General features: G+C 72.6%; 10 protein-coding genes and 3 pseudogenes. 2 read left to right on the forward strand and 11 right to left on the reverse strand.

Annotated features, from left to right (window positions below):
* Nucleotides 1-19: 19 nt before the first annotated feature.
* Nucleotides 20-4,600: a HAMP domain-containing protein gene (locus tag ABEB13_RS05015; RefSeq protein WP_345704463.1), complete on the reverse strand. Its 4,581-nt coding sequence runs from the start codon at nucleotides 4,598-4,600 to the stop codon at nucleotides 20-22.
* Between the two features lie 1,588 nt (nucleotides 4,601-6,188).
* On the opposite strand from ABEB13_RS05015, the pseudogene ABEB13_RS05020 reads away from it, so the two are divergent.
* Both ABEB13_RS05020 and ABEB13_RS05025 read left to right on the forward strand, forming a co-directional pair.
* A pseudogene (locus ABEB13_RS05020) lies at nucleotides 6,189-6,320 on the forward strand (putative Ig domain-containing protein); the annotation flags it as partial.
* A gap of 165 nt (nucleotides 6,321-6,485) precedes the next feature.
* A complete protein-coding gene (locus ABEB13_RS05025; RefSeq protein WP_345704464.1) occupies nucleotides 6,486-6,758 on the forward strand; it encodes a PPC domain-containing protein in 273 nt (90 codons plus the stop codon).
* Nucleotides 6,759-6,821: 63 nt separating this feature from the next.
* Here the strand turns inward: ABEB13_RS05025 and ABEB13_RS05030 are convergent, their stop codons facing one another.
* The 10 genes and pseudogenes from ABEB13_RS05030 to ABEB13_RS05080 all read right to left on the reverse strand — a co-directional run bounded on the left by ABEB13_RS05030 (nucleotide 6,822) and on the right by ABEB13_RS05080 (nucleotide 19,190).
* Entirely contained in the window at nucleotides 6,822-7,706 is an 885-nt protein-coding gene (locus ABEB13_RS05030) for a MurR/RpiR family transcriptional regulator (protein WP_345704465.1), read from the reverse strand.
* Between the two features lie 1,555 nt (nucleotides 7,707-9,261).
* Nucleotides 9,262-10,476, reverse strand: a complete 1,215-nt coding sequence (locus ABEB13_RS05035) for a M20 family metallopeptidase (RefSeq protein ID WP_345704466.1) — start codon at nucleotides 10,474-10,476, stop codon at nucleotides 9,262-9,264.
* The gene (locus ABEB13_RS05040; RefSeq protein ID WP_345709541.1) at nucleotides 10,473-11,225 is read right to left on the reverse strand and encodes an amino acid ABC transporter ATP-binding protein; all 753 of its coding nucleotides are present in this window, start codon (nucleotides 11,223-11,225) and stop codon (nucleotides 10,473-10,475) included. The genes ABEB13_RS05035 and ABEB13_RS05040 overlap by 4 nt, the downstream gene beginning before the upstream one ends.
* 16 nt (nucleotides 11,226-11,241) lie before the next feature.
* Nucleotides 11,242-12,210, reverse strand: a complete 969-nt coding sequence (locus ABEB13_RS05045; RefSeq protein ID WP_345704467.1) for an amino acid ABC transporter permease — start codon at nucleotides 12,208-12,210, stop codon at nucleotides 11,242-11,244.
* Nucleotide 12,211: 1 nt separating this feature from the next.
* Complete coding sequence (locus ABEB13_RS05050) at nucleotides 12,212-13,177, reverse strand: ABC transporter substrate-binding protein (RefSeq protein ID WP_345704468.1); 966 nt, start codon at nucleotides 13,175-13,177, stop codon at nucleotides 12,212-12,214.
* Between the two features lie 269 nt (nucleotides 13,178-13,446).
* Nucleotides 13,447-15,044: pseudogene (locus tag ABEB13_RS05055) on the reverse strand (condensation domain-containing protein).
* Between the two features lie 36 nt (nucleotides 15,045-15,080).
* Nucleotides 15,081-16,416, reverse strand: a pseudogene (locus ABEB13_RS05065) (MFS transporter).
* Between the two features lie 305 nt (nucleotides 16,417-16,721).
* Nucleotides 16,722-17,003, reverse strand: a complete 282-nt coding sequence (locus ABEB13_RS05070; RefSeq protein ID WP_345704469.1) for a hypothetical protein — start codon at nucleotides 17,001-17,003, stop codon at nucleotides 16,722-16,724.
* A 137-nt stretch (nucleotides 17,004-17,140) separates the two neighbouring features.
* Nucleotides 17,141-18,754 carry a peptide chain release factor 3 gene (locus ABEB13_RS05075; protein WP_345704470.1) on the reverse strand — a complete coding sequence of 538 codons (1,614 nt, stop codon included), beginning with the start codon at nucleotides 18,752-18,754 and terminating at the stop codon, nucleotides 17,141-17,143.
* Nucleotides 18,755-18,980: 226 nt separating this feature from the next.
* Nucleotides 18,981-19,190: an MbtH family protein gene (locus ABEB13_RS05080; RefSeq protein WP_100891956.1), complete on the reverse strand. Its 210-nt coding sequence runs from the start codon at nucleotides 19,188-19,190 to the stop codon at nucleotides 18,981-18,983.
* Between the last annotated feature and the right edge of the window lie 77 nt (nucleotides 19,191-19,267).

Raw genomic sequence — 19,267 nt, forward strand, 5'->3', positions numbered from 1 at the left:
CGGGCTGTCCGGTGCCGGGTCAGTGGACCTGGAGCCAGCGCTGGATGCAGGCGATCAGGTCGCGGGCGTCGACGGGCTTGGTGACGTAGTCGCTGGCGCCGGAGGCGAGGCTCTTGTCCCGGTCGCCGGGCATGGCCTTGGCGGTGACGGCGATGATCGGCAGCCCGGCGTGCTCGGGCATGGCGCGGATGGCGGCGGTGGCGGTGTAGCCGTCCATCTCGGGCATCATCACGTCCATCAGGATGATGTCGATGCCGGGGGTGCGGGTGAGCGCCTCGATGCCGGCCCGGCCGTGCTCGGCCTGCAGGACGTGCATGCCGTGCAGTTCGAGGATGCCGGTGATGGCGTAGAGGTTGCGGTCGTCGTCGTCGACGACCAGGACGGTGCGGCCGGCGAGGGTGCCGTCGACGTCGTGGGTGACGGCGGCGGCCGGGTCGTCGGCGCGGACGAGCGGCAGGACGTCGCCGGGCTGGTCGGCGGTCAGATGGAGGGCGATCCGCTCGCGGAGCTCGTCCAGGCTGGAGAGCTGTTCGAGCGGCGGGACCTGCGGCCGGGCGTTCAGGGCGCGTTCCTGGTCGGCGGTGGGCCGCCGGCTGCTGTGCGCCAGCACGGGGACCTGCTGGAGGGCGGGGTCGCGGGCCATCTCGTCGAGGAAGCGGAGGGCGGCGCCGTCCGGCAGGTCCAGGTCGAGGACGACGCAGTGGCAGGCGTGGGCGGCGAGCACGGCCGCCGCCTCCTGGGCGCCGACGGTGGTGACGACCTCGACCCGTCCGCGGTGGTCGACGAGGTCCCGGTGGTCGGCGAGGTCGGCGACGGCGCTCTCGGCGACGAGGGACAGCAGCCCGCGGGGGCGCTCCTCGATCACCAGCAGCCGCTTGCGCTGCGGCACCGGGGCCGGGGCGACGGCCGGCTGCGCCGGGGCGGGGCCGGTGGCACCGCCGGCCCGCCGGGCGATGTCCGCGGACTGCTCGGCGCGCTGCGTGCCGTCCTCGAACTCCGGGCGGGCGACGGGCAGGTAGAGCGTGAAGGTGCTGCCCTGGCCGAGCGTGCTGTCGGCGGTGATGGCGCCGCCGAGCAGGTAGGCGATCTCCCGGCTGATGGAGAGTCCGAGGCCGGTGCCGCCGTACTTGCGGCTGGTGGTGCCGTCGGCCTGCTGGAAGGCGCCGAAGACGGTCTCCAGGTGCTGCTGGGCGATGCCGATGCCGGTGTCGACGACGTGGAAGGCGACCACCGGGCCGCCGCGGCGGGCGACTTCGGGGATCCGGGTCCCGTCGGCCCGTTCGATGCGCAGTTCCACCCGGCCGCGCTCGGTGAACTTGACGGCGTTGGAGAGCAGGTTGCGCAGGACCTGGCGGAGCCGGTAGTCGTCGGTGAGGAGCTCGGCCGGGACGTCGGGGGCGGTGGTGATCAGGAAGTCGAGGCTCTTCTGCCCGGTCAGCGGCCGGAAGGTGGCCTCGACGTAGTCGAGCAGCTGGGGCAGCGGGATGAGCTCGGGGTTGACGTCCATCTTGCCGGCCTCGACCTTCGACAGGTCGAGGATGTCGTTGATCAGCTGGAGCAGGTCCGAGCCCGCGGAGTGGATGATGCCCGCGTACTCGACCTGCTTGGCCGTCAGGTTGCGGCCCGGGTTCTGGGCGAGCAACTGGGCGAGGATGAGCAGGCTGTTGAGCGGGGTGCGCAGCTCGTGGCTCATGTTGGCGAGGAACTCGGACTTGTACTTGGACGCCAGCGAGAGCTGGTGGGCGCGGTCCTCCAACTCCTGGCGGGCCTGCTCGATCTCCAGGTTCTTGGTCTCGATGTCGCGGTTCTGCGCGGCCAGCAGGGCCGCCTTCTCCTCGAGTTCGGCGTTGGAGGACTGGAGCTCCTCCTGTCGGGCCTGCAACTCCTCGGACCGTACCCGGAGTTCGGCGGTGAGGCGCTGGGACTCACCGAGCAGTTCGTCGGTGCGGGCGTTGGCGACGATGGTGTTGACGTTGACGCCGATGGTCTCCATCAACTGGTCGAGGAAATCGCGGTGCACGGGGGTGAAGGCGTGCACGGTGGCGAGTTCGATGACGCCGAGCACCTGGTCCTCGACGACGATCGGCAGCACCACGAGGGAGAGCGGGGCCGCGCTGCCGAGGCCGGAGGAGACGGTGACGTAGCCGGGCGGCAGGTCGTCGACGGCGATGGTCCGCTTGCTGCGGGCGGCCTGGCCGACGAACGACTGGCCGAGGTGGAAGCGGGTGGGGCGGCGCGAGTCGGCGGGGTAGGCGTAGGAGCCGATGAGGTTGAGCTCGGTGCGGTCCGCGGCCTCCTCGGCGAGGTAGAAGGCGCCGTACTGGGCCTGGACGAGCGGGGTGAGTTCGTCCATGACCAGCTCGGCGACGACGGCGAGGTCGCGGCGGCCCTGCATCAGCGTGGAGATGCGGGCGAGGTTGGACTTCAGCCAGTCCTGGTCCTCGTTGGCGCGGGTGGTCTCGCGCAGGGATTCCACCATGAGGTTGATGTTGTCCTTGAGGTCGGCGACCTCGCCGGAGGCGTCGACGGTGATGGAGCGGGTGAGGTCGCCCTCGGCGACGGCGCCGGTGACCTCGGCGATCGCCCGGACCTGCCGGGTGAGGTTGCCGGCGAGCTCGTTGACGTTCTCGGTGAGCCGCTTCCAGGTGCCGGAGACGCCCTCGACCTCGGCCTGGCCGCCGAGCCGGCCCTCGCTGCCGACCTCCCGGGCGACCCGGGTGACCTCGGCGGCGAACGAGGACAGCTGGTCGACCATGGTGTTGATGGTGGTCTTGAGCTCCAGGATCTCGCCCCGGGCGTCCACGTCGATCTTGCGGGTCAGGTCGCCCTGCGCCACCGCCGTGGTCACCTGGGCGATGTTGCGGACCTGGCTGGTCAGGTTGTGCGCCATGAAGTTGACGTTGTCGGTCAGGTCCTTCCAGGTGCCGGCGACGTTCGGCACCCGCGCCTGCCCGCCGAGGGTGCCCTCGGTGCCGACCTCGCGGGCCACCCGGGTCACCTCGTCCGCGAACGCGGACAGCGTGTCCACCATCGTGTTGATGACACCGGCGAGCGCGGCGACCTCGCCCTTGGCCTCCACGATGATCTTCTGCGACAGGTCGCCGCGGGCCACCGCGGTGGCGACCTGGGCGATCGAACGGACCTGGCCGGTCAGGTTGGAGGCCATCACGTTGACATTGTCGGTGAGGTCCTTCCACGTCCCGGAGACACCGCGGACGGTGGCCTGGCCGCCGAGGTTCCCCTCGGTGCCGACCTCGCGGGCCACCCGGGTCACCTCGTCCGCGAACGCCGAGAGCTGGTCGACCATCGTGTTGATGGTCTCCTTCAGCTCCAGGATCTCGCCCCGGGCGTCGACCCGGATCTTCTGCGACAGGTCGCCCTTGGCCACCGCCGTGGTGACCTCGGCGATCGAGCGGACCTGCGCGGTCAGGTTGTCGGCCATCACGTTGACCGACTCGGTGAGGTCCCGCCAGGTGCCGGAGACGTCGCGCACGTCGGCCTGGCCGCCGAGCCGCCCCTCGGTGCCGACCTCCCGGGCCACCCGGGTCACCTCGCCGGCGAACGAGGACAGCTGGTCGACCATCGTGTTGATGGTCTCCTTCAGCTCCAGGATCTCGCCCTTGGCCGTGACAGTGATCTTCTGCGACAGGTCGCCGTCGGCGACCGCCGTGGCGACCTGGGCGATCGAGCGGACCTGCGCGGTCAGGTTGCCCGCCATGAAGTTGACGGAGTCGGTCAGGTCGCGCCAGGTGCCCGAGACGCCCTTGACGTCCGCCTGGCCGCCGAGGATGCCCTCGGTGCCGACGTCACGGGCCATCCGGGTCACCTCGTCCGCGAACGCGGACAGCTGGTCGACCATCGTGTTGACGGTGTTCTTGAGCTCCAGGATCTCGCCGCGCGCGTCGACGGTGATCTTCTGCGACAGGTCGCCCCTGGCCACCGCCGTGGTCACCTGGGCGATGTTGCGGACCTGGTCGGTGAGGTTGCCCGCCATGAAGTTGACGGAGTCGGTCAGGTCCCGCCACGTGCCGGCGACGCCCGGCACCTGCGCCTGGCCGCCGAGCCGCCCCTCGCTGCCGACCTCGCGGGCCACCCGGGTCACCTCGTCCGCGAACGCGGACAGCTGGTCGACCATCGTGTTGACGGTGTTCTTGAGCTCCAGGATCTCGCCGCGCGCCGCGACGTCGATCTTCTGCGACAGGTCGCCCTTGGCCACCGCCGTGGCGACCTGGGCGATGTCCCGGACCTGGGTGGTGAGGTTGCCCGCCATCGCGTTGACGGAGTCGGTGAGGTCCTTCCAGGTGCCGGACACGCCCGGCACGTCCGCCTGACCGCCGAGCCGGCCGTCGGTGCCGACCTCCCGGGCCACCCGGGTCACCTCGGAGGTGAACAGCGACAGTTGGTCGACCATGCCGTTGAAGACGGTGGCGATCTCGCCGAGCAGCCCGTCGGCCTCGTCCGGCAGCCTGGTGCCGAAGTCGCCGTCGCGCACGGCGGTCAGGCCGGCCAGCAGACGGCGCAGCTCCGGCTCCGCGACCGCGCCGCCCTCGTCCGCCCGCCGCGTGTTCGGCAGCGGCCCGCCCGGCTTCGTTTCTGCCATGCCCGACCCACGTTCCCCTCGTCGTGAGCGGACCGGTGGGACCGACCCGCTGGTTCGGGAGCGGAGAGCGCTCCCCGTCGAAGCCTGGCCCTGCGCCGATGGCGGACCGTCGGCGACACTACCCCAACGCCGCTCCGGTATGCGTCGCTGCCGTCACCTCCGGAACGGCCGCGCAGACCCTCCGACCGGTGCGAATGCACCGCGGCCGCCGGCACGGCCGCACTCGGGACCGGACAGCCTAGAACCGACCGGTGCGGGCACGGTGTTCCGGCGCTCGACCCGGTCGAGGAGGCCTGCGGCGCCGCATGGAGCGACCCCGGACACTGCCGCGGCGCAAGCTTTGCCTCCGATACGGGAATTACATATACCAATCGATTACAGGATGCTGTAACTTCCTGTTCAGCGGCACCCCCATCGCCGCACACCCCCACACACCCTCGCGGGAGACCATCCGTGCGCTCAGTCCTGCCCAGATCCGGATCCGCCCGTCCTGCTGCCGTCCTAACCGTCGCCCTGCTCGCCGGGGTGGGTGCGGTCACCGTCCCCCAGCCCGCCCACGCCTCCGTCAGCCGGGTGCGCCTCGGCAGCTCCACCGATGTCAGCCGGAGCAGTTGGAGCGGCCCGGCCTTCACCATGAACGGCGACGGGGCCGTCGTCCCCGCCACCATGACCAAGGCGATCAACGCCATCACCGGCGGGACGGGCAGCATCGACGTCACCGTCCTCGCCGACTCCGCCCCGAGCTCCGGAAGCGCCACCCCGGAGTGCGACGTCATCATGGGCCTGAGCGGCATCAACTCCTGCACCACCGACGTCGTCACCTCCGCCGCCGACGGCAACAGCAGCCAGGTCAACACCGATGTCCGCAACGCCGAGTTCGTCTACTTCGCCGGCGGCAACCAGTGCGTCTACGCGTCCTGGAAGGGCACCGCGCTCCAGGCGTCCGTGCAGTCCGTCGTCGCCAAGGGCGGCGGTTCCGGCGGCGGCAGCGCAGGCACCCACATCAACAGCGCGATCGTCTACGACGCCTGCGGCGGCGGCACCGACTCCCCCACCGCGCTCGCCAACCCGTACGACAGCACCGTCACCTTCACCACGGGCATGTTCTCCTGGCCCAACTACGCGGACACCATCGACGACTCGCACTTCGTCACCCGCGACCGGATGGGCCGCACGATGGCGTTCGTCGCCCGGGCGGTCAAGGACGGCCTGACCACCTCCGGCAAGGCCTGGGGGTCGGCATCGAGCAGGGCGGCGGGTCGCTCTTCCTCGACAGGAACGGCCTCGGCACGCTCTCCGGCGCCGACGCCTACATCGTGCTCGGCGACCACCAGCCCGAGAAGGCCGTCTCCGGCAGCCCGCTCACCTACTCCGGCTACAAGATCTGGCACCTCACCGACGGCAGCACCTTCGACTTCAAGAACCGGCCCACCTGCGGCTACTACCTCAGGAGCGTCACCAACGGCGTCGCCGACGCCAACCTCTACAGCGGCACGCCGGTCACCACCTGCCAGAGCGGCGGCAACACCGTCACGGTCACCTCCCCGGTTCGCCGAGCACCGCCACCGGAACGGCGGTCGGCCTGCAGATCGCGGCCACCGACTCGGCGGCGGGCCAGACCCTTTCGTACACCGCGACCGGCCTGCCCGCCGGACTGTCCATCAGCGGCAGTGGCCTCGTCACCGGCACCCCGACCACAGCCGGGACCTCCGCCGTCACCGTCACCGCCACCGACACCACCGGCGCGAGCGGCTCCACCACGTTCACCTGGACGGTCACCAACAGCGGCGGCGGCTCGACATACGCCGAGGTCGAGTCGAACGACTCCACCGGCGCCGCGAACAACGTCGGTGGCCTCACCTTCCCGCTGACCGTCACCGGCGGCATGAAGAGCTCCTCCGACCGCGACTACTTCAGGTTCACCCTCACCGCCGGCCAGCGGGTGGACGTCTCCTGCAGCATCCCGTCCGCCTACGACGCCGACCTCTACCTGCTCAACTCCGGTGGCAGCACCCAGACCCGCTCGGTCAACAACGGCAAGGGCGCCGACGAGTCGCTGAGTTGGACGGCCGCCTCGGCCGGCACCTACTACGTCGACCTGGAGGCCTACAGCGGCTCCGGCAGCGCGGCCTACTCCTGCCTGATCAGCAAGAGCTGACCCCCGAACCGAGGTGCCCCGGTCCGCGGCGGCGGACCGGGGCACCGCGTGCGCGACAGCACGTCAGGTGAGCCCGGCCCGGCGGGCGGTCTCCTCACCACGCTGCATGTGCCGGTGGGCGGTGTCCCCCAGCGTGGCGATGATGCCCGCGACCACCGTCTCCACCACGGCCAGCGTCGGCACCAGACTGTCGTACGGCGACGGGGCACCGACCTGGCTGGAGAGCACGACCTCCGCCTGTGTGCTGACCGGCGACAGCCAGGTGTCGGTGAAGAGGATCACCCGGCCGCCGGCGTCCCGCGCCAGCTCGGCCATGGTGACCTTGTCGTCCTCGTAGCGGCGGTAGTCGAAGACGACCAGCACGTCCCGGCGCCCGAGGGCGGCGAGGTGGGCCGTCCGCTCCACCGCCCGGTCCGGCAGGAGGCGCACGTCGTCGCGCAGCTGCATCAGGTGCAGGCCGAGGTACTGCGCGAGCAAGTTGGTGAACCGCCCGCCGACCAGGGTGATGTGGCGCTTCGGGTCGGCCAGCAGCTGCACCGCGCGCTCCAGGTCGTGCGGCGGCACCTCGGCCAGCGTGCGGTCCACGGCGGCGGTGAACACCTCCCGGCCGCGGCCGAGCAGCCCGGCCGGTCCGCCCCGGGTGTCCGGGTCGCCGTCGGTGGCCGCGCCGTAGCCGCCGGAGGTGTAGAGGGTCAGCGGCGAGGCATGCCGCTCGTCGAGCTCGGCACGCAGCGCCGTCTGGAAGTCGGGGAAGCCGCGGTAGCCCAGCCGGTTCACGAAGCGGATCACGGTCGGCGCGCTCACGTCCGCCCGCTCGGCGAGCGTCGCGATGGTCTCGAACCCCGCCGCCGGCCAGCCGGCGAGCAGCACCCGGCCGACCTTGCGCTCGGCGGGGCTGCACTCGCCGAGCCTTTGCCGGATGTCCTCGGCGAGCGTGACGGAGGCCATGGTGCGCGGTCCTTTCGCGGGGCGGCGGCTGCCGCCCGGTCGGGCGGGAACAGACGTGATCTCCGCAGCCTAGTGCCGTGCCGGGCTGCGGAGACCGTCTCGGAGGGTTCGGTGTCAGGGAGCGACCGGGGCGATCGCCAGGTCCAGGTCGGCGAACGAGGCGGCGGTGGAACCGTCCGCCGTCCAGGCACGGAAGTCCCCGCGCTTGGTGAAGGTGATCCGGAACGCGGGGCGCTCTCGTAGGTGTCGGCCGTGGCGGTGCGCTGCACCCGGGTGGCGGCGAGCGCCCGGGCGGTGCCGGAGAAGGCGTACGGCACGCCGTCCGGGTCGTCGACCGCGTAGAAGGCATCGTGGTCGGTGGGGACGGGCTCGGTGCCGGTGGGCCGCAGCCGTCGCTTGCCGTCCGCCGGGATCACCTGCCAGGTGCGCGGGTCGTAGCCGTCGCCGTCGGTGAGGTAGCTGTAGGCGACGCCGGTGACGGACCAGCCGGCCGGGTCGGTGCGGCTGCGGGCGTGCCGCAGGTCGAGGACGCCGACGCCGTGCGAGCCGAGAACGCGGACGGACTCGGCGCGGGTGCCGGCGTGCTCGACCTCGACGGCGGTGTCCTCGTCCATCGCGAAGACCCGGTCGTGGCCGGTGTCGGCGGCCAGCCGGACGGCCCGGCCCTCGCGGCCGTAGGTGCCGGTGTGGGTGTCGAGCAGGCCGGGTCCGAAGAACCCGAAGCCCCCGCCGGGCAGGTAGCCGAGCCGGGTCGGGTCCTCGAAGTAGCCGGGAGCGGAGCCGTCCCGCAGCGCCTGGTAGCTGTCGCCGCCGGTCACCATGTCCGGGCCGGAGGCGATCTGGGCACCCGCGCTGGACCCGGAGACGACGGCGCCCGCCGCCAGCTTGGCGCGGATCGCGGCGAGGACCTTCGAATCGGTGTGGGCGTCCCCGTGCAGGAGGCTGGTGACGTAGCGGTACTGGTCGCCGCCGCCGAAGAAGAATCCCGTCATCGCGTCGACCTGGGCGACCACGGCGTCGGAGTCGGCCGCGGCCACGTGCTCGATGTCGATCGGGATCCACTGGGCGTCCGCGGCACCGTACCGCTCGAACAGGTCGGCGTAGTACGCGCCGTTGCAGGCCGAGTTGGAGCAGGTGGCGGGGTCGGCGGCGTTCGGATCCTGGCTGGGTGGGACGGAGGCGGCGGTCAGGACGCCGATCCGGGCGCTGCCCGCGCCGCCGGCGCGGGCGACGATCTCCCGGTAGATCTCGGCGTTGTCGTCCTTGAGCCCGCCGCCGACGAGGATCAGCGTGCCGCCGGCGGGACGGGCGGGATGTGCCGACGCGGCGGGTGCGGCGGCCGTGACCACGGCAAGGGCGGCGGTCACGGCGACGGCCGCGCGCCCGGTGCGCGCGGGCAGGGATCGGTTCATCGGTGCGCTCCTGTCGGAGGTGGGGGGTGTCGGGCTCGGTGGGGCACCGGGGGCGTCACGCCGGGACGGGGACGCCCCCGGTGGTGGTGCCGGCCGCGGCGGACGGGCGCGGCGGCCGTGACCGTGGTGGCGGGCGGCGGCGGTCAGCCGCGCCGCAGGCGGGCGACGAGCCCGGCCAGCAGAGCGATCCGGCCCGGCGCGCCGGCCGTGTCCAGCCACTCCTCGGGGCTGTGGTCGGCGCCGCCGACCGGGCCCAGGCCGTCCAGGGTGGGGATGCCCAGGCCGGAGGTGAGGTTGGCGTCGCCGACCCCGCCGGTCGAGGCGCCGTCGAGGTCGATGGCGAGTTCGGCGGCGACCGTGCGGGCGAGCCGCAGCATCTCCCGCGCAGCCGGGGTGAACTCCATCGGCGGGCAGAGGTCGACCTGCTCGACCTGGGCGGTGGTGCCGTCGACTGCGGTGCGGGCGGCGACCGCGGCGATGGCGTCCACCGCCGTGCCCAGCCCGGCGGTGGTGGTGGCCCGGACCTCGACCCGCAGCTCGGCCTCCGGGCAGACGATGTTGACCCGGGTGCCGGCCCGCACGACGCCGACGTTCAGCGTGACCCCGGGCCAGCGGCCGTTCAGCGCCTGGAGTTCGACGACGAGGTGGGCGGCGGCGAGCGCGGCGTTGGCGCCGCGCTCGGGCTCGATGCCGGCGTGCGCGGCCCGGCCGGTGACGGTGATCCGCAGGTCGGCGACGCCCTTGCGCTCGACCACCAGGTCGCCGTTCTCCCGGGCGCACTCCAGGCCCAGGGCGAAGTCCGCACCGGCGGCGATCCGTTCGGTGACCGGACGGCTGGCCGGGGAGCCGATCTCCTCGTCGGGGGTGGCGAGGACGACGAGTTCGGCGAACCCGGTGAGGCCCTGGTCGACCAGGAGCTCGGCCGCGGTGAGCCCGGCGAGGAGTCCGCCCTTGTCGTCGCTGACGCCCGGCCCGTGGGCGAGGGCGCCGTCCAGGGTGAACGGCCGTGCGGCGGCGGTGCCGTCCTCGAAGACGGTGTCCATGTGGCCGACCAGCAGGATCCGGGCGCCGCCCCGGTCCGCGGGCAGGGTGCCGGCCAGGCGGCCGACCAGCACGTCGCCGCAGGGCCGCCCCTCGACCGGCCCGACCGGGACCCGCTCGGTGGTGAAGCCGATCCGTCCCAGGCGGTGCTCGAACCAGTCGGCGACCCGGTTCACGCCGTCGGGGCTGTAGGAGCCGGAGTCGACGGCGACGAGCTCGGCGAGGTCGGCGAGGTAGGACGGCATCCGGCTCCGGGCGAGCGGCAGCAGGTCGGCACCGGCGGGGGCCGGCCGCGTCGGGCGCGCGGGGGCGCTCACAGGACCTTGGACAGGAACGCCTTGGTGCGCTCCTGCTCCGGACGTCCGAGAACCTGCCGGGGGTCGCCCGCCTCCACCACGACGCCGGCGTCCATGAAGACGGCGGTGTCGGCGACCTCGCGGGCGAAGCCGATCTCGTGGGTGACCACGACCATCGTCATGCCGTCGGAGGCCAGGCCACGCATCACGTCCAGCACGTCGCCGACGAGTTCCGGATCGAGCGCCGAGGTGGGCTCGTCGAAGAGCATCAGCTTGGGCTTCATCGCCAGCGCCCGGGCGATGGCGACCCGCTGCTGCTGGCCGCCGGACAACTGCGCCGGGTAGTGGCCGGCCCGGTCCGCGAGCCCGACGCGCTCCAGCAGGCGCAGCGCCTCGGCGCGGGCGTCGGCCCGGTTGACCCCGGCGACCCGGACGGGGGCCTCCATCACGTTCTCCAGGGCGGTGAAGTGCGGGAAGAGGTTGAAGCGCTGGAAGACCATGCCGATCTCGCGGCGCCGCTCGGCGACCTCCGCCTCGCGGAGCTCGTACAGCCGGGTGCCGGACCGGCGGTAGCCGACGAGATCGCCGTCGACGGCCAGCCGGCCGCCGTCGACCCGCTCCAGGTGGTTGATGCAGCGCAGGAAGGTCGACTTGCCCGAGCCGGAGGGGCCGAGCAGGCAGCAGACCTGGCCGCGTTCGACGGTGAGGTCGATGCCCTTGAGGACTTCGAGCCTGTCGTAGTGCTTGCGCACGCCCTCGGCGTGCACCATGGGCCGGGCCATCGGTTCAGCCCTTCCGTTCGCGAGTGGGCAGCAGGCGGCCCGTGACGCCGACGAACATCCGCCGCAGCGGGGAGACGTGGCCGGCCCGGGCGGTGCCGCGGCCGTACCGGCGCTCCAGCCAGGCCTGCGGGACACCGAGCAGGGAGGTCAGGGACAGGTACCAGAGGGCGGCCACCACGAGCATCGGGATGACCTGGTAGTTCTGGGCGTACACGTCCTGGATGTTGGACATCAGGTCGTGCGCGCCGATCACCGACACGTAGGCGGTGGTCTTCAGCATGTTGATGGTCTCGTTGCCCATCGGCGGGATGATGACCCGCATCGCCTGCGGCAGCACGATCCGACGCATCGTCAGGGCGGGTTTCATGCCCAGTGACTGGGCGGCCTCGGCCTGCCCCGGGTCGACCGACTGGATGCCGGCCCGGACGATCTCCGAGGCGTAGGCCGCCTCGTTGAGCCCGAGCGCGAGGAGGGCGGCGACGGCCGGCGAGAGCAGCGCGTTGGTGTCGAAGCTGACGAAGGTGACCGTGGTGAACGGGATGCCGATCATCACGTGCTTGTAGAGCGCGGCCGCGTAGGCCCAGAAGATGATCTGGATCAGCAACGGGGTGCCGCGGAACGCCCAGACGAAGAGCGAGGACAGGCCGTACAGCACGGGGCTGGCGGACAACCGCATGACCGCGACGAGGGTGCCGAGCGCCAGGCCGACGGCCATCGCGGCGGCGGTCAGCCACAGGGTGGTGGCCAGGCCCTCGAATATCAGGTCGGCGAACAGGTAGTGGCCGACGACGTCCCAGTGCAGGTTGGGGTTCTTGGCGAGCGAGCCGACCGTGCCGATCAGGGCGAGCACCGCCAGGGCGGCGGCGATCCAGCGACCCCAGTGGCGCACCGGGACGGCGGTCAGCTGCTGGGCGGGGACGGGCTCGGCGGGGCCCGGCGCGACGGCACGGGCCGACGGGAGGGAGGCGGCCACGTCAGTCCACCGCGCCGTTCCTGGTGGCCTGCCGGACAGCGATGGAGGCGGCGCCGTACGTGCCGTAGATGGCGGCGAGCGACCCGTCGTCGATCATCTGCTGCAGGGCCTTCTGCACCGCGGCGGTCAACTGCGGGAGGTTCTTGGAGATCGCGATCCCGTTCGGGGACGCGTTGTACCCGCCGGCCGCGGCCGGGTCGTCGACGACCTCGAACGAGGCGCCGCCGTCGGCGGTCTTGGCCGTCCAGCCGGCCGCGGGCTTGGTCAGCACGTCCGCGACGACCTTGCCGGAGCGCAGGGCGAGCTGCGCGTCGGAGTCCTTGGGGAAGGCCTGGATGTGGATCGGGCCGCGGCCGGCGGCCCGGCACGCGTCCTGGTGCTTCTCCAGCAGCTTCTGCTGGTTGGTTCCGGTCTGCACGGCAGCGCTGCGGCCGCACAGGTCGTCCAGGGTGGCGACCTTCTCCGGATTGCCCTTCGCCACCAGGACGCCCGTCCCGGAGACGGAGTAGTCGACGAAGTCGACGACCTGTTCGCGCTCCCGGTTGTCGGTGATGGCGGAGATCGCCGCGTCGTACTTGCCGGCCTGGATGGCCGGGACGATGCCGTCGAACTTCTGGGCGGTGAAGGTGAACTTCACCCCGAGCTTCGCTCCCAGGGCCTGCCCGAGGTCGTAGTCGAGGCCGGTCATCTCCGTCTTGCCCTCGGCGACGTACATCTCGAACGGCGGGTACGGGATGTCGGTGGCGACCCGGACCCGGCCGGCCTTCTTCACGGCATCGGGCAGGGCGTCGTGCAGTGCCGCGTCGCGGGTGACGGACACGCCGGCGACGATCACCGGGGCGGCGGCCGGGGAGCCGTCGGAGTCGTTGCCCCCGGAGCCTCCGGAGCCGCACGCGGCAAGGACGAGGGAGCCGGACAGGACGAGGGCGGCCGCCAGGGCCGGTCTGCGGGAGACGGTGGTGTTCACGTCGCAACCTTTCAGGAGCGTGGGCGGCGCGAGCGGGGCGACGCCACAAGGCAGGACGTTACAGCTAATTCGTTTTCATCTCTAGATGTAACGCAGGCTACAAATACGTAACGCCGGCACCTTGCATCGGCCACCCGCACTTCAGACAGCCCAGTGGGCGCGATCGCTCGGCGCCGCCGTTACATCTGGTGCAGCCGATAGTCGCTCTGTATGTCCCGGAACTGCCCGACCCTCGCGCCGGTGGACCCGCTCCTACCCCGAGGGCCCCGTCAACGCCGCCCTCGGCCGACGGCTCCCGCGGCCGCGTGGACGGCCCCGCTGCGCGGCCCCGGCAGGGGCGGCACAGCGGTGGGGACGGCGGCCGGCCGCTGGGCGGGGACGGTGCCCAGGACGCCGGTGCGGACCACCTTGTGCAAGGTCCGCCGCAGCACCTGCTCGAACGCGGCCATCGTGCGGCGGGCCTGCGGAGTGTCCACGAAGATCGAGTTCATGTGGAGGCCGTCGGTGTCGCGCTGGAACCACGAGCAGACGCCGTTGGCCCGCGACGACCAGACGTGCGTGGTCGGCCGCCACACGTCGTGGTGCTCCGCGCCGGGGCACCTGCGCATGTCGATGTAGGAGAAGAAGTTCACCGGGAACGGCCAGGACCGGGCGGCGAACTCCTCCGGCGCCAGCAGCTCCCAGGCGCGGACGAACGGCACGTCGAGGTGGGCCATCATCTCGGTGAAGCCGGCCCGCACCCCGGCCAGCACCTCGGCGAAGTCCTGGCCCGGGGCGACCGGGAACTCGATCGGCATGGTGTTCACGAACCAGCCGACCGACTGCTCCCACGGGCCGCGGCCGCGCTCGCTGACCGGCATGAGCCCGCGGTAGACGGCGGGACCGCCGGCCTCCCGCAGGGTGGTGGCCACCGCCGCCAGCACCCCCATGAACGCCCGGCCGCCCGCCGCCCGGCAGCGCCGGTCGAACTCCTCGGTCTCCGCCGGGTCGAGCAGCAGGCCCGCCTCGTTCACGATCGGGTACATCCGGCCCGGCTCGACGCCGAGGTCGATCGGGAACGGCGGGAAGAAGCCGCCGTTGCGCCCGATGAACTCCCGCCAGTAGGCCAGCCGGTCGTCGTCCGCGGCGATCGCGAGGTAGCGGCTGCGCTGCTCGTGGGCGAAGTCCAGGTAGCTCGCCGCGGCGGGCAGTCCGGGCTCCCGCCCTGCGCGTGGGCGGCGTACGCGCGCTGCACGTCGTTGACCACGTTGGGCATCGACATGCCGTCGCAGACGATGTGGTCGAAGGCCAGGTACACGGTGGAGGCGTCCTCGCGGACGACGGCCCCCATGGTGAACAGTGGCCAGGCGAGCGTGTCGATGCTCCGTTCGAAACTGTCGGCCAGGTGGGCCCGCAGCGCGCCCGGGTCGTCGAACCGGCCCACGTCCACGGCGTCCAGCACGAGGTCAGCGGGGCGCACGGCCTCGCAGGAGAGCTCGCCCGCGAGCCGCCGGAACTCGCAGCGCAGCACCTCGTGGCGGCGCGCGAAGGAGAGCAGGGCGGCCTCCAGCGCGGGGCGGTCCAGCGGACCCGCGATCTCGAAGGTGACGGCCAGCCAGGAGGCCACCGGCTCGCTGGCCCGGCGGCCCTCCTCGGCGACGGTGAAGTGCTTGTCCTGGTTGAAGGAGGCACGCCGCTCGGGGTCGTCCGGCCGCCGCCCGTCGGCCGCCCCGCGGGCGGTCAGTCGCCACTCGACCACGTGCCCGGGGCGCAGGTCGAGGGCTTCGAGGGGAACTGCCGCATGCCGGGCCTCTTTTACCGGGAGAAACGATGTCCCAGCGATAACGACCGCGCGGCGACGAGGTGACGACGTCACGGTGTACGCCACCCGGCGTCCGCGTGTTCGACGGACGCGGCGGCCCGGTCAGACGGCGTCCTTCACGGCTCCCGTCAGCCGCAGCGCGCGGTCGGCCAGCGTCAGCGCCAGGAAGAGCACGGCGCAGCCGAGCATGAACCACGCCAGCTCGTGCAGGCCCGCGGTGTCGGCCCGGTGCGGGTAGCAGGCGGCGCCGGCCGCGGCGGCGACGATCGCGCCGAGGTACCCGAAGGTGCGCAGCAGTCCGGCCGAGGTGCCCAGCCGCTGCGGGTCGGCCTGGTGGTAGACCGAGTTCTGCAGGGCGAGGCCGGTGAGGCCCTGGGGGATGCCGAAGACCAGGGAGACCGCGAGCAGCAGCCAGACGGGGCTGCCGGCGCCGAGGGTCAGCAGCAGGGCGCAGGCGGCGACCTGCCCGACGCCGCCGACCAGCAGCTTGCCGCGGATCGCGTTGCGGCGTCCGGTGGCGGTGGAGACCAGGATCGCCGTCGCGAACAGCGGCAGCTGGGCGAGCCCGGCCTGCGAGGGTGAGTCCGCGCCCCTGTTGCATCCACTGGGTGACGCCGTACAGGAAGGCGTAGGAGACGACGTAGCTCAGCAGCGCCCGGGCGTAGGTCGCGATCAGCGGGCGGTTGCCGGCGAGCACGCGCAGGTCGATGAAGGGGTGCGCGGCGCGCAGCTCCCGGAGCGTCAGGGCGGTCGCGGCGGCGGCCGTGGTCACCGGCAGGTACCAGTGGGAGGTCTGCGGGTGCATCAGGAACAGCAGCAGGCTGACCAGCATGGTGGCGAACAGCAGCATGCCCGCGAGGTCCACCCGGGTGGTGAGACGGACGCCGTCCGCGGCCCGGGGCACCGGGGTTCTCGGCAGCCGCCGCCGGCCGAGGACCAGGCAGGCGAGGGAGAGCGGGATGTTGACGGCGAGGGTGGCGCGCCAGCCGCCGACGCCGATCAGCAGGCCGCCCAGGGTGGGGCCGATGACGGCGATGGTCTGGTTGGCGACGGAGAGCGCGGTGAGCACCCCGGCCGGGCTGTCGTGCCCGGTGCGGCGGGCCTCGCTGCGGATGAGGTGCATCGAGGCCGGGTAGCCGGCGCAGGTGCCGAGGCCGAGCAGGACGCGCGCGGCGATCAGCACGCCGAGGCCGGGGGCGAGGACGCCGGCCAGCCCGGCGACGCCGGTGAGGGCCGTGCCGACGAGGTAGAGGCGGCGCGGACCGTACAGGTCGACCAGCCGGCCGACGACGGGCTGGCCGATCGCGGTGGCCAGGTAGAGGGCGGAGATCAGCCAGGCGGTGCGGGCGGGCGCGGCGCCGAACGCGGCGCCGATCGGCACCAGGGACACCGAGATGATCGAGGAGTTCACCGGGTTCAGGACGGAGCCCAGGATCATCGGGGCCAGCAGCCTGCGGTCGAAGGCAGCCTGCGGGCCGGCGCCCTCGGCGGCGCGGCGGGGACGGAGCAGCCGTCCCAACCGCGTCAGCGGGGCGGGCTCCGACGTGCCCGCGGTGATCTCGTCCATGCCCCCACGGTAAAACCTTCAGCTGAAACTGTCCAGCTGATGCTGCACAGATCGGCCTGCCGAAACCGGCGGAGCCGTCACGCGAGCGGCCCCGCCGCGGGTGCGACGGGGCCGTGGGGTTGGAGCTGTAGGACGGGAACTGCTGCCGGGAGGGGCAGGCCGCCGGGCCGGGTGGCTCAGGCCTCCTGCTCGTCCCGCTGGTCGAACCACGCGCTGCGGGACGGTACCGCCGCGGGCGCCGCCTGCTCGTAGCGGGCGAGAGCGAGGCCGAGCCCGAAGAAGGTCGGCGCCCACTCCCCGACGAAGATCCCCCAGCGGTCGGCGCGCTCCACGCCCGCCTGCTCGGCCTTCATGGAGGTCAGCCAGCTCAGCAACGACAGGCCGATCGACCCGAAGGCCGCGGCGTACGCGTGCTCGCTGGTCAGACCGGCTTCGTGCATCTTCCGAACGATCGCCATGGCAGGGACTCCTCCGGACGGACCGCAGGTGCGGTCGCGGTCCCTCCAGAGTCGGCGGCCGGCAGGACGCCTGCGCCTTGCACCGCTCGCGCAGCGAATCGGGCACGCCGCGCGAGCGCCGGGCCGGGGGCCTCAGGTCAGTCCGCGGTGGCGATGAGCGGCCGGAGCATGATGTCGGGCTTGGCGCGCTGGAAGGCGCTCAGGTGCCACTTGTCGGCGAACAGCGCCAGCAGCGCCTCGTCCGAGCGGCGGGTGAGCACCTCGGCGTCGGTGAGACGGGCCTTGGCCAGCTCCTCCGCGCCCTGCGGGTCGGTGACCCGGGCAAGCTGGTAGGAGAGCCGGTCGAGGGTGATCGGGCAGGAGAACTCGTGCTCCATGCGGTGCAGCACGACATCGAACTGCATCGGACCGACCGCGGCCATCACCGGCGCCTGGTCGCCGCGGCGGTCGGAGACCAGCACCTGGATCACGCCCTCCTCGTCCAGCTGGGAGACGCCCTTGCGGAACTGCTTGGACCGGCTGATGTCCTTCGGCCGGGCCACCCCGAAGTACTCCGGGGCGAACGCCGGCAGCGGCGGGAACTCGGCCTTCCGGCCGGTGTAGAGCGTGTCGCCGACCCGCAGCGCGCCCGCGTTGATCAGGCCGACCACGTCGCCGGGGAAGGCCCGGTCGACGACCGTGCGCTCGGCACCGAAGACGGTGGACGCGTACTTCGTCGCGAACGACCGGCCGCTGGCCGCACGGGTCACGTTCATGCCGCGCTCGAACATGCCGGAGCAGACCCGGACGAACGCGATCCGGTCGCGGTGCGCCGGGTCCATGTTCGCCTGGATCTTGAACACCAGGCCGGAGAACTCCTCGCCGACCTCACGGCTGCCGCCGTTGGCCAGCGGACGGGGCGCGGGCGACGGGGCCAGGTCCACCACGGCGTCCAGCAGCAGCTTCACACCGATGTTGGTCAGCGCGGCACCGAAGAACACCGGGCTGATCTTGCCGCTCTCGAACGCCTCCTGGTCGTACCCGGGGCCGGAGGAGAGCACCAGCTCCAGCTCCTCCAGGGCGGTCTCCCAGTCCTCGCCCTCCTGCTCGGCGGCCTGGTCGGAGGTCAGGCGCTCCTCCAGCGCGGCGTGCGTACCGGCGGGCACCTTGGTGTAGCGGAGCATCTCCTCGGTGTTCGCCGCCTCGACCAGGCCCCGCAGGTTGCCCGCGACGCCGACCGGCCAGACCACCGGCACCGGCGTGATGCCCAGGTGGGTCTCGATGTCCTCGAGCAGGGTGAGCGCGTCGCGGCCGCGGCGGTCCCACTTGTTGATGAAGGTGATCACCGGCACACCGCGGTGGCGGCAGACCGCGAAGAGCTTGCGGGTCTGCTCCTCCAGGCCCTTCGCCGCGTCGACCAGCATGATCGCGCAGTCGACCGCGGAGAGCACCCGGTAGGTGTCCTCGGAGAAGTCGGCGTGGCCGGGGGTGTCGACCAGGTTCATCACGTGGCCGCGGTGGTCGAACTGGAGCGCCGCCGACGTCACCGAGATGCCGCGCTCGCGCTCCAGTTCCATCCAGTCGCTGGTCACGCCACGACGGCCGCCCTTGGCGTGCACCGCGCCCGCCGAGGTGATCGCCCGGGCGTGCAGCGCCAGCGCCTCGGTGAGGGTGGACTTGCCCGCGTCGGGGTGGCTGATCACCGCGAAGGTGCGGCGGCGGCCGGCCTCGTTGAGGATCTGGACGACCGGGACGGACTGCTCGTTGCTCACGCGATTCCTCGGGTACGGCTCGGCATCAGGCCGGTGACGCCTCTCCGTACCTGCTGGGCCCCGTGTCTGCTCCGGTGCCCCCGCCGATTCTAGTTGATCGGCTCCAAGGTCGGTGAGCACGCACCGTGAAGCGGTGCGGACGGAGCGGCGGGGCAGGGCCCGTTCCCGGGGCCCGGCCCCGCCGGGGACGCCGGGGCAGGCGCCGGCGCGCCCGCCCCGACGCCGGTCAGGCGCCGGCCTCGGCCATCCGCCGGCGCAGGCTGAGCGGCCGCATGTCCGTCCAGATCAGGCCGATGTGGTCCAGGCACTCCTGCCGGGAGCCTGCGGTGCCCTCGGCCTGCCATCCGGCGGGCAGCTCGCGGTCCGCCCGCCAGATGGAGAACTGCTCCTCCTCGTTGTGCACCACCAGGTAGCCGATCCCGTCACTGTCGCTCATCGTCTGGTCCCTCCCGTTTCTCTCGGTCGACGGGCCCAGCCTGCCCGGGCCCGTCCGCCGGACCCAGGGGCAAACGC

The organism is Kitasatospora paranensis, assembly GCF_039544005.1.
Classification (GTDB): domain Bacteria; phylum Actinomycetota; class Actinomycetes; order Streptomycetales; family Streptomycetaceae; genus Kitasatospora; species Kitasatospora paranensis.